At 74.9% G+C, this 14,470-nt stretch carries 15 protein-coding genes; all 15 read left to right on the top strand.

The genetic code is table 11. The features are described from left to right. Positions 1–14 precede the first annotated feature (14 nt). The 15 genes from ACIF6F_RS16700 (at position 15) to ACIF6F_RS16770 (ending at position 14,465) form a co-directional block, all read left to right on the top strand. Positions 15–1,286: a beta-ketoacyl-[acyl-carrier-protein] synthase family protein gene (locus ACIF6F_RS16700; protein WP_399947069.1), complete on the top strand. Its 1,272-nt coding sequence runs from the start codon at positions 15–17 to the stop codon at positions 1,284–1,286. Further along, complete coding sequence (locus ACIF6F_RS16705; protein ID WP_399947072.1) at positions 1,283–2,506, top strand: ketosynthase chain-length factor; 1,224 nt, start codon at positions 1,283–1,285, stop codon at positions 2,504–2,506. The genes ACIF6F_RS16700 and ACIF6F_RS16705 overlap by 4 nt, the downstream gene beginning before the upstream one ends. A gap of 73 nt (positions 2,507–2,579) precedes the next feature. Further along, on the top strand, positions 2,580–2,855 hold the full coding sequence (locus ACIF6F_RS16710; protein WP_399947075.1) for an acyl carrier protein: 276 nt from the start codon (positions 2,580–2,582) through the stop codon (positions 2,853–2,855). 110 nt (positions 2,856–2,965) lie between these two features. Beyond that, complete coding sequence (gene fabG, locus ACIF6F_RS16715; RefSeq protein WP_399947077.1) at positions 2,966–3,751, top strand: 3-oxoacyl-ACP reductase FabG; 786 nt, start codon at positions 2,966–2,968, stop codon at positions 3,749–3,751. A gap of 144 nt (positions 3,752–3,895) precedes the next feature. Next, entirely contained in the window at positions 3,896–4,849 is a 954-nt protein-coding gene (locus ACIF6F_RS16720; RefSeq protein ID WP_399947079.1) for an aromatase/cyclase, read from the top strand. A 4-nt stretch (positions 4,850–4,853) separates the two neighbouring features. Then, on the top strand, positions 4,854–7,199 hold the full coding sequence (locus ACIF6F_RS16725; protein WP_399947081.1) for an SDR family oxidoreductase: 2,346 nt from the start codon (positions 4,854–4,856) through the stop codon (positions 7,197–7,199). Between the two features lie 12 nt (positions 7,200–7,211). Further along, entirely contained in the window at positions 7,212–8,459 is a 1,248-nt protein-coding gene (locus ACIF6F_RS16730; protein WP_399947083.1) for an MFS transporter, read from the top strand. Further along, complete coding sequence (locus ACIF6F_RS16735; RefSeq protein ID WP_399947085.1) at positions 8,449–9,033, top strand: NADPH-dependent FMN reductase; 585 nt, start codon at positions 8,449–8,451, stop codon at positions 9,031–9,033. Before ACIF6F_RS16730 ends, ACIF6F_RS16735 begins: the two co-directional genes overlap by 11 nt. A gap of 5 nt (positions 9,034–9,038) precedes the next feature. Then, positions 9,039–9,236, top strand: a complete 198-nt coding sequence (locus ACIF6F_RS16740; protein WP_399947087.1) for a hypothetical protein — start codon at positions 9,039–9,041, stop codon at positions 9,234–9,236. A gap of 167 nt (positions 9,237–9,403) precedes the next feature. Further along, complete coding sequence (locus tag ACIF6F_RS16745) at positions 9,404–10,042, top strand: 4'-phosphopantetheinyl transferase superfamily protein (RefSeq protein ID WP_399947089.1); 639 nt, start codon at positions 9,404–9,406, stop codon at positions 10,040–10,042. Positions 10,043–10,077: 35 nt separating this feature from the next. After that, the gene (locus ACIF6F_RS16750; RefSeq protein WP_399947091.1) at positions 10,078–11,019 is read left to right on the top strand and encodes an ACP S-malonyltransferase; all 942 of its coding nucleotides are present in this window, start codon (positions 10,078–10,080) and stop codon (positions 11,017–11,019) included. Between the two features lie 81 nt (positions 11,020–11,100). Then, positions 11,101–11,964 carry an NAD(P)H-binding protein gene (locus ACIF6F_RS16755; protein WP_399947092.1) on the top strand — a complete coding sequence of 288 codons (864 nt, stop codon included), beginning with the start codon at positions 11,101–11,103 and terminating at the stop codon, positions 11,962–11,964. Positions 11,965–11,966: 2 nt separating this feature from the next. After that, positions 11,967–12,941 (top strand): alpha/beta hydrolase, encoded by a 975-nt coding sequence (locus ACIF6F_RS16760; protein ID WP_399947272.1) that lies wholly within the window; start codon positions 11,967–11,969, stop codon positions 12,939–12,941. A gap of 88 nt (positions 12,942–13,029) precedes the next feature. After that, entirely contained in the window at positions 13,030–13,686 is a 657-nt protein-coding gene (locus ACIF6F_RS16765) for an antibiotic biosynthesis monooxygenase family protein (RefSeq protein ID WP_399947093.1), read from the top strand. After that, the gene (locus ACIF6F_RS16770) at positions 13,683–14,465 is read left to right on the top strand and encodes a class I SAM-dependent methyltransferase (RefSeq protein WP_399947094.1); all 783 of its coding nucleotides are present in this window, start codon (positions 13,683–13,685) and stop codon (positions 14,463–14,465) included. The genes ACIF6F_RS16765 and ACIF6F_RS16770 overlap by 4 nt, the downstream gene beginning before the upstream one ends. The last annotated feature ends 5 nt before the right edge of the window (positions 14,466–14,470 follow it).

Consider the following 14,470-nt stretch of genomic DNA (forward strand, 5'->3'; position numbering starts at 1 on the left):
ATCGGAGGCAGCTCGTGACGGGGCGCCGAGTGGTCATCACGGGCATCGGCGTCCTGGCGCCGGGCGGCGTGGGGGCCGAGAACTTCTGGAACCTGCTCAGCGCGGGACGCACCGCGACCCGGGGGATCACCTTCTTCGACCCCTCCCAGTTCCGGTCCCGCGTCGCCGCCGAGATCGACTTCGACCCCGAGGCCGCCGGGCTGGGCGCGCAGGAGATCCGCCGGATGGACCGCGCGGCGCAGCTCGCGGTCGTCGCCGCCCGCGAGGCGGTGGCGGACAGCGGCCTGGACCTGGCCGCGGGTGACCCGTACCGCACCGGGATCACCATCGGCAGCGCCGTCGGCGCCACCATGGGCCTCGACGAGGAGTACCGGGTGGTCAGCGACGGCGGACGGCTGGCGCAGGTGGACCACACGTACGCGGTGCCCCACCTCTACAACTACCTGGTGCCCAGCTCCTTCGCGGCCGAGGTCGCGTGGGCCGTGGGCGCCGAGGGCCCCTCCACGGTGGTCTCCACCGGCTGCACCTCCGGCCTGGACTCGGTCGGGCACGCCGTCGAGCTGATCCGCGAGGGCTCGGCCGACGTGATGGTCGCGGGCGCCACCGACGCGCCCATCTCCCCCATCACCCTGGCCTGCTTCGACGCGATCAAGGCGACCACCCCGCGCAACGACGACCCCGCACACGCCTCGCGGCCCTTCGACGGCACCCGCAACGGCTTCGTGCTCGGCGAGGGCTCCGCCGTCTTCGTCCTGGAGGAGCTGGAGAGCGCCCGCCGGCGCGGCGCGCACATCTACGCGGAGATCGCCGGGTACGCCACCCGCTCGAACGCGTACCACATGACGGGCCTGCGGCCGGACGGCGCGGAGATGGCCGAGGCGATCGGCGTCGCCATGGCGGAGGCGCGGCTGAACCCGGAGGACGTCGACTACATCAACGCCCACGGCTCGGGCACCAAGCAGAACGACCGCCACGAGACGGCCGCGTTCAAGAAGAGCCTCGGCGAGCACGCTTACCGGACCCCGGTCTCCTCCATCAAGTCGATGGTGGGCCACTCGCTCGGCGCCATCGGCTCCATCGAGATCGCCGCCTCCGTGCTGGCGATGGAGCACAACGTCGTGCCCCCGACCGCCAACCTGCACACCCCCGACCCCGAGTGCGACCTCGACTACGTGCCGCTGACGGCGCGCGAGTGGAAGACGGACGCCGTGCTGACCGTCGGCAGCGGGTTCGGCGGCTTCCAGAGCGCCATGGTGCTCGCCCGCCCCGGAAGGAGCGCCGCATGAGCGACAGGCCCGTCAGGACGGTCGTCACCGGCATCGGCATCGCCGCCCCCAACGGCCTGGGAAACCAGGACTACTGGGAGGCCACCCGGGTCGGCAAGAGCGGCATCTCCCGCATCACCCGCTTCCCCGCCGACTCCTACCCCGCCACCCTGGCCGGGGAGATCCACGACTTCCGTGCCGAGGACCACCTGCCCAGCAGGCTGATCCCGCAGACCGACCGGATGACCCGGCTCGCGCTCGTCGCGACCGACTGGGCGCTGGCCGACGCGGGCGTGGACCCCAAGGAACTCGCGGCCTACGACATGGGCGTCGTGACGGCCAGCTCCTCCGGCGGCTTCGAGTTCGGCCAGGGCGAGCTGCAGAAGCTGTGGAGCCAGGGCAGCCAGCACGTCTCGGCGTACCAGTCCTTCGCCTGGTTCTACGCCGTCAACAGCGGCCAGATCTCCATCCGCAACGGCATGAAGGGCCCATCCGGCGTCGTCGTCAGCGACCAGGCGGGCGGCCTCGACGCCCTCGCCCACGCGCGCCGCCAGATCCGCAAGGGCACCCGCCTGATCGTCTCCGGCTCGATCGACGCCTCCATCTGCCCCTGGGGCTGGGTGGCGCAGCTGGCGAGTGACCGCCTGTCCACCAGCGAGGACGCCGACCGCGCCTACCTGCCCTTCGACGCCGACGCCCACGGGCACGTGCCGGGCGAGGGCGGCGCGATCCTGATCCTGGAGGACGAGGAGGCGGCCCGCGCCCGCGGCGCCCGCGTCTACGGCGAGATCGCCGGGTACGGCTCGACCTTCGACCCCCGGCCGGGCAGCGGCCGCGGGCCCGGACTGCGCAAGGCCATCGAACTAGCCCTGGCCGACGCCGGGGTGACGGCCGGTGAGGTCGACGTGGTCTTCGCGGACGGCGCGGCCGTGCCGGAGCTCGACCGGATCGAGGCCGAGGCGATCACCGCGGTCTTCGGGCCGCGCGGGGTACCCGTCACCGCGCCGAAGACCATGACCGGCCGCCTCTACTCGGGCGCCGCGCCGCTGGACGTCGCCACCGCGCTGCTGGCCGTCCGGGAGGGCGTCATCCCCGCCACCACCAACGTCGAGCCGGCCGGCGCGTACGGGCTCGACCTGGTCACCGGCCAGGCGCGCACCGCCGAGGTGCGCACCGCGCTGGTGCTCGCCCGCGGCCACCACGGCTTCAACTCGGCCCTGGTCGTCCGGGCCGCCGGCTGACCGCGGTCCGGTCCGCCCCGCGCGGCCCGGACCGTCCCCCACGCACGCACACGGAAGACAGGAAGGCACACGCATGTCCCAGCACGAGTTCACCACCGAGGACCTCAAGCGCATCCTGCTGGAGGGCGCCGGCGCCGACGAGAGCGTCGACCTGGACGGCGACATCCTCGACACCGAGTTCGAGCAGCTCGGCTACGAGTCCCTGGCCATGCTGGAGACCGCCAGCCGCATCGAGCGCGAGTACGGCATCACCCTCGACGACGACGTGCTCGCCGACAACCCCACCCCGCGCGCCCTGGTCGCGGCCGTGAACGCGGCGGTCGCCGCGAACGCCCCCGTCGCCGCCTGACCCGAGCCGCCCCGGCACCTTCCGGTACGCCGCCGCGGCGGGCCCGCACCCCGCCGCGGCGGCGGACCGCCCCCCCCTGTCCCCGCCCCCTTCCACAGGAGAGCCCTTTCATGTCGAACACCGAGCAGCGGGTCGCCCTCGTCTCCGGCGCCACCAGCGGCATCGGCCGGGCCGCCGCCCGCCTGCTGGCCCAGCAGGGCCACCGCGTCTTCATCGGCGCCCGGGACGCCGAGAACGTCCGCAGCACGGTCGAGGAGCTGCGCGAGGAGGGCCTCGACGTCGACGGCCAGACCCTCGACGTGCGCTCCCAGGAGGCCGTCGACGCGTTCGTCACCGCCGCGGTCGAGCGCTTCGGCACGGTCGACGTGCTGGTCAACAACGCCGGCCGGAGCGGTGGCGGCGTGACCGCCGACATCGCCGACGAGCTGTGGGAGGACGTGATCGACACGAACCTCAACAGCGTCTTCCGCCTCACCAAGGCCGTGCTCAACGCCGGCGGCATGCGCCACAAGGACCGCGGCCGGATCATCAACATCGCCTCGACGGCGGGCAAGCAGGGTGTCGTCCTCGGTGCCCCGTACTCGGCCTCGAAGCACGGCGTGGTCGGCTTCACCAAGGCGCTGGGCAACGAGCTGGCGCCCACCGGGATCACCGTGAACGCGGTCTGCCCCGGCTACGTCGAGACGCCGATGGCCCAGCGCGTCCGCCAGGGCTACGCGGCCGCCTACGACACCTCCGAGGACGCCATCCTCCAGAAGTTCCAGGCCAAGATCCCGCTCGGCCGCTACTCCACCCCGGAGGAGGTCGCCGGCCTCGTCGGCTACCTGGCCTCCGACACCGCCGCCTCCATCACCGCGCAGGCACTCAACGTCTGCGGCGGCCTCGGCAACTTCTAGGCCCCAGGCGCCCGTCCGGCCCCGACCCGTCCGGCCCCGACCCGTCCGGCCGCGCTGCCCGTCCGGCCCCGACCCCGGTCCGGCCGCGACACCCCGTCCGGCGCACCACCGTCGGTCCGCCCCCACCACCCAGAAGGGACAAGCATGTCTGTGTCCGGCCCGCGCGAGGTGCGCGAGGTGGAGCACGAGATCACCGTCTCCGCCCCGGCAGCCGCCGTCTACCGGCTGATCGCCGAGGTGGAGAACTGGCCGCGGATCTTCCCGCCCACCCTCTACGTCGACCACCTGGAGCGCTCCGGCAACGAGGAACTCATCCGGATCTGGGCCACCGCCAACGGCGAGGCCAAGAACTGGACCTCGCGCCGCGTCCTCGACCCCGGGGCGCTGCGCATCGAGTTCCGCCAGCAGGTCTCCACCCCGCCGGTCGCCTCCATGGGCGGCACCTGGATCATCGAGCCGCTCTCGGACACCGAGTCCCGGATCCGGCTGCTGCACGACTACACGGCCGTCGACGACGACCCGGCCGGCCTCGCCTGGATCGACGAGGCCGTCGACCGCAACTCGCGCTCCGAGCTGGCCGCGCTGAAGACGAACGTCGAACTCGCCACCGCCTCCGAGGAGCTGACCTTCTCCTTCGAGGACACCGTCGAGATCGCCGGCTCCGCCAAGGACGTCTACGACTTCATCAACGAGGCCCAGCTGTGGTCCGAGCGGCTCCCGCACGTGGCCACCGTCCGCCTCACCGAGGACACCCCGGGCCTCCAGACGCTGGAGATGGACACCCGCGCCAAGGACGGCTCCACGCACACCACGAAGTCCTACCGCGTCTGCCTGCCCACCGAGAGGATCGCGTACAAGCAGACCACGCTGCCCGCGCTGATGAACCTGCACACCGGGTACTGGACCTTCCGCGAGACCGCCACCGGCGTGGCCGCCTCCTCCCAGCACACGGTCGTGCTGCGCGCCGAGAACATCCGGAAGATCCTCGGCCCGGACGCGGACGTCGCGCAGGCCAGGGAGTACGTGCGGACCGCCCTCAGCACCAACAGCCGGGCCACCCTCGGCCACGCCAAGGCGTACGCCGAAGGCAAGCGCTGAGCCCATGGACGCCGTGGACACCCATGTGATCGTCGTCGGGGCGGGTCCCGTCGGCCTCATGCTCGCCGGTGAACTCCGCCTGGGCGGCGCCGACGTGATCGTGCTGGAGGCCCGGGACGCGCCGACCACCGAGTCCCGCGCCTCGACCCTGCACGCCCGCACCATGGAGCTGCTCGACCAGCGCGGCCTCCTCGACGGGCTGGGCACGCCCCCGCACGAGCCCATGGGCCACTTCGGCGGCGTCCCCCTCTCGCTGGACCTCCCCAGCCCGCACCCCGGGCAGTGGAAGGTCCCGCAGATCCGCACCGAGGAGCTGCTCGGCACCTGGGCCACCGGCCTCGGCGCCGACCTCCGGCGCGGCCACGAGGTGACGGGCCTGGCCCAGCACCCGGACCACGTCACCGTCGAGGCGCACGGCCCCGCGGGGCCCGTCCGTCTCACCGCGCGCTACGTGGTGGGCTGCGACGGGGAGCGCTCGGCCGTCCGGCGGCTGGCCGGCTTCGAGTTCCCCGGGCACGACGCGGAGCGCGAGCTGATCCGGGCCGACGTGGCCGGCGTCGAGATCCCGAACCGGCGCTTCCAGCGGCTGCCCGGCGGACTCGCCATCGCGGCCCGCCGCGGTGACGGGGTCACCCGCGTGATGGTCCACGAGTTCGGCCGGACCGCCCGGGAGCGGTCCGCCGAACCGGAGTTCGCGGAGATCGCCGAGGCCTGGCGGAACGTCACCGGTGAGGACATCGCCGGCGGCACCCCGCTGTGGGTCAACGCCTTCGGCGACGCGTCCCGGCACGCCGGCCGTTACCGCGACCGCCGCGTGCTGCTCGCCGGCGACGCCGCGCACCAGCAGATGCCGATCGGCGGCCAGGCCCTCAACCTCGGCCTCCAGGACGCGGTCAACCTCGGCTGGAAGCTCGCCGCCACCGCCCTCGGCCGCGCCGCGCCCGGGCTGCTCGACTCCTACCACCGCGAGCGGCACGAGGTCGGCCGCCGGGTGCTGGGCAACATCTCCGCCCAGGCCCGGCTGCTGCTCGGCGGCCCCGAGGTGGACGCGCTGCGCTCCGTCTTCGGGGAGCTGATCGGGTACGAACGGGTACGGGCCCACCTCGCCGGGATGATCAGCGGCCTCGACATCCGGTACGAGGCGGACCCAGGCGCCCACCCGCTCACCGGAGCCAGGCTCCCGTACGCGGAGCCGGGCACGGCCGCCGCCCTCGGGCCGCTGCGTGCGGGCCGCGGCGTGCTGCTGCTCTTCCCCGGTCCCGACGCGGCCGCGCTGGCCGGTGCCGCCCGGTCCCGTGCCGGGTCCGTGGACACGGTCACCGCCCCCGCCGCCCCCGAGGGAGGCGGGCCGGCCGGCGTACCGGCGCTGCTGGTGCGCCCCGACGGCTACGTCGCCTGGGCCGGCGGCGACCCGGCCGGGCTGACGGCGGCGCTGGACCGCTGGTTCCGGTCCGACGGGTCCGACGGGTCCGACAGGTCCGACGCGGACCGCGCCGGCAAGGCCGGCCGGCCCGCCGCCGCGCCCCCCACCACACCACCGACCACCCCCACCACACGGACGCCCCAGCGCGTCGACAGGAGTGCCCCCATGGGAAATCTGACGGGTAAGACCGCCCTGGTCACCGGCGCCAGCCGGGGCATGGGCCGCGCCACGGCAGAGCGCCTCGCCCGCGAGGGCGCGCTCGTCGCCGTCCACTACTCCACCGGCGCGGACGCCGCCGCCGAGGTGGTCGCCGGCATCGAGAAGGACGGCGGCCGCGCCTTCGCCGTCCGGGCCGAACTCGGTGTCCCCGGCGACGTGCACGAGCTCTTCCTCGCCCTGGAGCAGGGCCTGAAGGAGCGCACCGGCTCCACCGAGCTGAACATCCTGGTCAACAACGCCGGGGTGATGGGCGGGGTGAAGCCCGAGGACACCACGCCCGAGCAGTTCGACCGGCTGTTCGCCGTCAACGCCAAGGCGCCGTTCTTCATCATCCAGCGGGCTCTGGCGAACATCCCGGACGGCGGACGGATCGTCAACATCTCCTCCGGGCTCACGAAGTTCGCCAACCCCGACGAGATCGCCTACGCCATGAGCAAGGGCGCGGTCGAGATGCTCGCCCTGCACTACGCCAAGCTGCTCGGCCCCCGGAACATCACCATCAACTCCGTGGCCCCGGGCATCACCCGCAACGACAACCCGCTCTTCGACATCCCCGAGGCCGTCGAGGCCATGTCGGGACTGTCCGCCTTCAACCGGGTGGGCGAGCCGCGGGACGTCGCCGACATCATCGCCTTCCTCGCCTCCGACGACGCCCGCTGGATCACCGGCTCGTTCGTCGACGCGACCGGCGGCACCCTCCTCGGCTGAGCCGCACGGACCATGACCCTTCCCAAGACCGCCCTGTGGGGGCTGCTCGGCGTGCTGGCGGGCAACATGCTCATCGACGCCCTGGAGGTGTCCACCGCCGTCGTCGCCGCCCCCTCGATCGGCGCCGACCTGGGCATCCCCGACAGCCGGCTGCACTGGGTGCTCAGCGCCTTCGCGCTCGGCTTCGGCGGACTGCTGCTCTTCGGCACGCGGATCACCGGCCGCTACGGGCGCCGCCCCGTCTACCTGGCCGCGCTGCTCGGCTTCGCCGCGGCCTCCGTGGCCGGCGCCCTCACCGACGAGCCCGCGGTGCTGTTCGGCACCCGGCTGGTCAAGGGGGTGTGCGCCGCGCTGACCGCGCCCACCGGGCTCGCGATCATCGCCACCGCCTTCCCCGAAGGGCGGCCGCGGGAACGGGCGTTGTCCGTGTACACGCTCTTCGGGGCCGCCGGTTTCACCGGGGGACTGCTGCTGTCGGGCGCCCTCACCGAAGCCGGCTGGCGGCTCACCTTCGCCTTCCCGGCGCCGGTCGTGCTCGTGCTGTTCGTCCTCGGACTGCGGCTGATCCCGGCCGACGACACCCCGCGGGGCGCCGTGCGCGGTCCGCTGGTGCCGGGGGTGCTGCTGCGCAGCCCCGCCCTGGTCCGGTCCGCGCTCGGCGCCGCCGCGCTCAACGGCTCGTACCTCGGGCTGCTGTTCCTGCTCACCCTGCGCCTCCAGAACGGCGCCGGCTGGGGACCGCTCGCGACCGGGCTGGCCTTCCTGCCCGCCAGCGTGCCGCTGATGCTCACCGCCCTGCACTCGGGGCGGCTGGTCAGCCGGTTCGGCGCGGCCCGGCTGATCGCCCTGGGCGCGGTGGCGCCGCCCGCCGGCTACCTGCTGGCCCTCGGCGTCGGCATGCCGGCGCGGTACGCGAGCCAGGTCCTGCCCGTGATGCTGCTGGTGGGCGCCGGCTTCGTGCTGTCCTTCACCGCCCTCCACACCCAGGCCACCGCCGCGGTGCCCGCCGAGCTGCGCGGCACCGCCGGAAGCCTCTACCAGACCGCCGTCCAGACGGGCGCGGCCGTCACCCTCACCGCGGTGGCGGCCCTGAGCACCGCCGGGTACCGCGCCGCACTGCTCCTCGTGACCGGGGTCGGCCTGGCCGGGCTGTGCGTCGCGCTGGCCGGCGTACTCCCCGGCCGCCGCGCGCCCGCACCGGCGCCGGCCGTCCCCCGGACCACCTCCCCGACCTCACGTAAGGAATCCCATGTCCACTGAACCGCTCCGCCTCGCCGTGATCGTCGGCAGCAGCCGCGCCGGCCGCTTCGGCCCCGTCATCAGCTCCTGGTTCACCGGCATCGCCCGCGAGCGCGGCGACCTCGACGTCGACCTCATCGACCTCGGGGAGCACGCCCTGCCGCTGGAGCTCTCCCAGGACCCCTCCCCCGAGGCCCGGGCCGTGCTCGCCGAGGTCTCTCCCCGGCTCCAGGCCGCCGACGCCTTCGTCGTCGTCACGCCGGAGTACAACCACAGCTTCCCGGCCCCGCTGAAGAACCTCATCGACTGGCACTACACGCAGTGGCAGGCCAAGCCGGTCGGCTTCGTCTCGTACGGCGGCCTCTCCGGCGGCCTGCGCGCCGTGGAGCAGCTCCGCCCGGTCTTCGCCGAGCTGCACGCCGTCACCGTCCGCGACTGCGTCAGCTTCCACTCCGCGCACGAGCAGTTCGACGCCGACGGCCGCCCCCGGGACGAGACGGGCCCCGAGCGCGCCGCCAAGGTGCTGCTGGACCAGCTGACCTGGTGGGGCACGGCGCTGCGGGAGGCGCGCACCCGCGTGCCGTACGGGAGCTGATCCCGGTGGGCCCGATCAGGAGCGGCACGGTCCGCCCCACCCGGCACCCGGCGCTCGGCGCCACCGACACCGACGCCCGCACCCAGGTGGTCAACCGGTACGTGTACGGCGTGCTGGGCACCGTCCTGGGGCTGGGCCCCGAACTGGCCGACCCGTCGGGCGGGCCGGCCGGCGGAAGCCGGAGAGGAGCCGTGCGGAACTGAACGGAACACGCACGAGGCGACCCGCCGCGCGGACCCGCACCGCGGCGGCGGAGGTGCCGGAGGACCCCACGCGGGCGCCGGGCGCGCGGGGACCCGCGTCACCCGGCGTACCCCGGCGCCGGCTGCCCCCCAAGGGGCTGCCGGGACCGGGACTGGTCGACCTGTGGATGCTGAAGGCGCCCCCGCCCGAGGCCGGCCCCCTGGACCTGTCCGTGCTCGACCCGGCGGAGCGGGACCGGGTGGCCGCCTTCGTACGGCCCACCGACGCCCGCGCGTACGCCGCCGCGCACATCGCGCTGCGGCGGCTGCTGGCCGGCTGGCTGCGCATCGGCCCCGAGGAGATCCCCATCTGGCGGGAGCCGCTGGGCCGGCCGGTGATCCCGTGCCCGGGCCTGAAGCTGCACTTCTCGGTGTCGCACAGCGGCGGGCTCGCCCTCTTCGCCGTGGCCGCCACCCCTGTCGGGGCGGACGTACAGCGCAGGACCGGGGACCGGACCGTCGACGCCGTCGCGCGCACGCTCCACCCGGCCGAGCGCGCCGAGCTGGAGGCGGCGCCGGAGGAGGCCCGCCCCGAGCTGTTCGGCCGCATGTGGACGCGCAAGGAGGCCTACCTGAAGGGCATCGGCACGGGCCTGCGCCGCTCGCCCGCCGCCGACTACCTGGGCTCCGACCACCGCCTGCGGCCCCACGGCTGGACGGTGTTCGACGTGTCCTGCCCGCCCGCCCACACCGCCGCGGTGGCGGTCCAGGGGCCCGCGCCCCGGCAGCTGCGCGTCCACTGGCTGCCGCCGGACTGGCTCGCCTGACCGGAGCGGCCCGAACAGAGAAGGAACCAACTGGCATGACCCGTACCGCATTCCTCTTCCCGGGACAGGGCGCGCGGCGCGCCGGCATGGGCCGGGACCTGCTCGCCGGCCGTCCCGAACTGGCCGACCGGTACTACCTGGAGGCCGACCGGCTGCTGGGCATCCCGCTGTCGTGGGCCTGTCTGCACGGCCCCGACGGCCCGTTGCGCGAGGCGCCCGTGAGCCAGCCGGCCGTGCTGCTGACCAGCCTGGTCACGCTGGACGTGCTGCGCTCGCGCGGTGCCGAGCCGGACGTCGTGGTGGGCCACAGCCTCGGCGCGTACACGGCGCTCGTCGCGGCGGGCGCGCTGGACTGGACGGACGCGCTGTGGCTGGTGCGGTTGCGCGGCGAGCTCGTGGCCGCGGCCGACGACCGGGTGCCGGGGCGGATGGCGGCCCTCTGGGGGCTGCCGCTCGCGGCGGCCGGGCGGCTGTGCGCCGAGGCCCGGCGGGCGACCGGCGAGACCGTGGAGACCGCCAACGACGGCGAGGGCGGCCGCGTCGTCGTCTCCGGGCAGCTCGGGGCAGTGGCGCACGTGCTGGACACGGCCCGGGCGGCCGGGATCCGCGCCACGGGCCTGTCGGTGGGCGCGGCCCTGCACTCCAGCCTGATGCGGGAGACCGAGGCGGAGTTCGGCGAGGCACTGGCCGCCACCGAGTTCCGGGACCCGGTCGTCCCGCTGGTCTGCGGCTCCACCGGGGAGTTCCTCACCACGGGCGCGGCCGCGCGGGAGAGCCTGCGCGGCGAGCTGAGCCGGCCGGTGCGCTGGGCGGCGGCCGCCGACCGGATGGCCGCCCTCGGCGTGAGCCGGTACGTGGAGGTGGGCCCCGGCCGCACCCTCGGCGGCCTGCTGCGCCGGCTCGACCCGAAGGCCCGCGTCCACGCCACCGGCACGGCCGCCCAGCTCTCCCTGACGACCGCGGCGCTGGCCGCGTAACCGATCCGCCCACCCGCCGCGCGGCCCGATCCGTTCCGCCGCGCGGACCCATCCCCCACCTCACGAGAAAGGCACTCCCCGATGCCGCAGACCGTCCTGGTCACCGCCGCCACCGGCAACGTCGGCCCGCACGCCCTGGCCCAGCTGCTGGAGGCGGGCGTGACCGCCCGCGCCCTGGTCCTCAAGGACGACCCGAACATCGGCCGCGTCCCCGAGGGCGTCGAGCTCTTCGAGGGCGACCTGGAGGACCCGGACAGCCTGGACGCCGCCCTGGAGGGCGTGGACGCGGTCTTCCTCATGTGGCCGTTCTTCACCACCTCGGTGGAGACCGCGCCCGCCGTGGTCCGCAAGATCGAGGCCGCCGCCCGCCGGGTGGTGCTGGTCTCCTCGGTCGGCGTCCACATCGGGCTGGAGCGTGTGGACAACAACTGCCACGCCTACCTGGAGGAGCTGCTGGAGGACACCGCCCTGGAGTGGACCTTCCTGCGCACCACCGGCTTCCAGGCCAACGCCCTGGGCTTCGCCGGGCAGATCAGGAACGGCGGCACCGTGCACTTCCCGTACGGCGCGGCCACCCGCACCTCCGTGCACGAGGCCGACGTGGCCGCGGTCGCGGTGGCCTCGCTGACCGAGCGGGGCACGGCCCACGCGGGGCAGAAGTACCTGGTCACCGGCCCGCTCGCGGAGTCGCAGGAGGAGCAGGTCCGGATCATCGGCGAGGTGATCGGCCGCGAGCTGGAGTGGCGGGACATCGAGCACCAGGCCGCCAGGGACGCGATGGTGGGCGCCGGCTGGCCGCCGTCGTACGCGGACGGCGCACTCGACTACTTCCGGATGCTCACCACCGAGGCCGAGGTCGGCTCGACGGTGGTCGAGGAGGTCACCGGCAGGCCGGCCCGCACCTTCCGGGAGTGGGCGCTGGAGCACACCGCGGTGTTCCGGTGACCGTGCGGGAGGTGCTGCTCGACGCCGGCGGGGTCCCGCTGTCCGGGCTGCTGGCCGAACCGGCCGGGGGGCGGCCCCGGGCGCTGGTGCTGGCCCTGCACGGGGGCGGGATGCGCGCCGGGTACTTCGACAGCCGGGTCGTGCCGGGGCTCTCGCTGCTGGAGCTCGGGGCCCGGCTGGGGTACGCGGTACTGGCCCTGGACCGGCCCGGGTACGGGGCCTCGGCCGCCGCCCTGCCGGAGGGGCAGCCGGTGGCCGGACAGGCCCGTACCGTCCGCGCGGCGCTGGCCGGCTTCGCGCGGGAGCACGCGGTGGGGGCGGGGGTGTTCGTCCTCGCGCACTCCAACGGCGGCAAGCTGGCGCTGGCCCTGGCGGCGGACGACTCCGGCGCGGGCTCCGGCCCTGGCTCCGGCTCCGGCTTCGGCTCCGGCTTCGGGCCCGGCTTCGGCCCCGGCTTCGGCTCCGGCCCCGGCCCCGCCCCCGGCTCCGGGCCCGTGCTGCTGGGGCTCGACGTCTCGGGGATCGGCAGCCGGTTCGCCGTGGGGCCCGAGCTGATGCCGGGCCCGGACACCGCGGGCGACTGGCGGCGCCACTGGGGTGCCCTGCGCTGCTATCCGCCGGACGCGCTGCGGCGGGGCCAGGAGCTGCTGGCCCGGGTGCCGGACACGGAGGCGCTGGAGGGCCCCCGGTGGCCGGAGCTGTACCCGGGCATCGCCGCCCGGGTGCGGGTGCCGGTCCGCTTCACCTTCGCCGAGCAGGAGCGCTGGTGGCGGCACGACGAGGAGGCGGTGGCGGCCCTGACCGCGCCGCTCGGCTCGGCCGTCGTACGGGTCGACCGGCAGCCCGACGCCGGCCACAACATCAGCCTGGGCTGGGCGGCCCGTACGTACCACCTGCGCGCCCTCGGCTTCCTGGAGGAATGCCTGCTGGCCCGCGACGCGGCCGCTCCCGGCCGGGCCCGCGCGGCGGCCGCCTGACGCGCCCCGGCGCCGGCGCGGCCGGACCTGCCGGCGTGCCCGGCGCTCGTGCCCCTTCCCTTCGATCCCCGTCGCTCCGGAGGAGCCCATGTCCACCACCCCCAGCCCAGAGCCCTTCGTCACCTTCGACACCTGGCACACGGAGAGCCGCGCCGCGGCGTCCGGCCTCGCCGACGCCCTCGCCGCGGAACTCCGCGACCGGTACGCCCCCGCGCCCGGCTTCGCCTTCGCCCGGGTGCACCTCGGCCTCGACGGCCGCACGGTCGTGACCTGCACCGAGTGGGACGCACAGGCGCACTGGACGGCCGCCGCCGCCGCGCTGCCGGCCGGCGCGGCGCTCCGCACGGAGCCCGGCAGCGCCTTCCGCGGCACCCGCGCGGCCCACGTGGCCGGCCCCGAGGCCGGCACCGCCCCGGGCATCGTCTCGATCGCCACCCGGCACGTCGGCACCGCCGTGGCGGCCCGCTCACTGCTCCGGCACCTGCTGGACACGGCCGACTGGAAGCGCACCTTCCCCGGCTTCGTGTCGGCCACCCCCTTCATCAGCCTGGACGGCGGCACGTACCTCAACTACCCGCAGTGGACGGACGAGGCGGCGTACCGGGCCTACATGACGGATCCGCGCAACGCGGCCGCGCAGGGCGGGATCGCCGCCCTGGAGGTCGCGCCGCCGGAGTTCGTGATGGCGGTGGTCCACGCGCAGGTCACGGCGGCGGACGAGGCGGGCGCGGGGAGGGTGGCGTGAGCTCGTACAGCACGGGGTCGCTGACGAAGGACCAGCTCTCGCGGCTGGACCAGGTGCGGCTCTTCGAGAAGAAGTACGACCCGGTGACCGTCTCGATCCTGGAGTCGCTGCCGGTCGGGCGCGGCTGGCGGTGCCTGGAACTGGGTGCGGGCGGCGGCTCGATGGCGTACTGGCTGGCGGACCGCGCCGACCGGGGCAGCGTGCTGGCCGTGGACGTCGACACGGCGTACCTGGAGGAGGGCCGCGCGCCCAACCTGACAATTCAGCGGTCCGACATCAGCGCCGGTGACTTCACCCCGGGTACGTTCGACCTCGTGCTCGCCCGCGCCACGGTCGAGCACGCGGCGAACCCCGACGAACTGCTGGAGCGGGCTGCGGGCTGGGTCGCGCCCGGCGGCTGGCTGGTGGTGGAGGACTTCTACTACCTGCCCGCCGAGCACGCGCCCACCAGCGTCGGACGGGCCCTCGTCGGCGCGTACGTCCGGCGGATGGAAGCACAGGGAGCGGATCTGGGCTGGGCCCGTCATCTGCCCGCGGCGCTCGCGCGCGCCGGGCTGACGGAGGTCGGCTCGCGGGTGACCCCGGCCGGTCCCGGGCAGTCGGCCGCCGACGACGAGCTGATCGGCCTGCGCATGCGGCAGGAGGGTCACACGCTCGTCGAGAGCGGCCTGGTCGAGGCCGGTCAACTGGCCGCTTTCATCGACGCGTTGGGCACTCCGCAGGCGCGCGACATGACGACCCTGATGGTTTCGGCTTGGGGACGCAGGCCCCAAGAGTAGATAGT

This window comes from Streptomyces sp. NPDC086023, assembly GCF_044540325.1.
Taxonomy (GTDB): domain Bacteria; phylum Actinomycetota; class Actinomycetes; order Streptomycetales; family Streptomycetaceae; genus Streptomyces.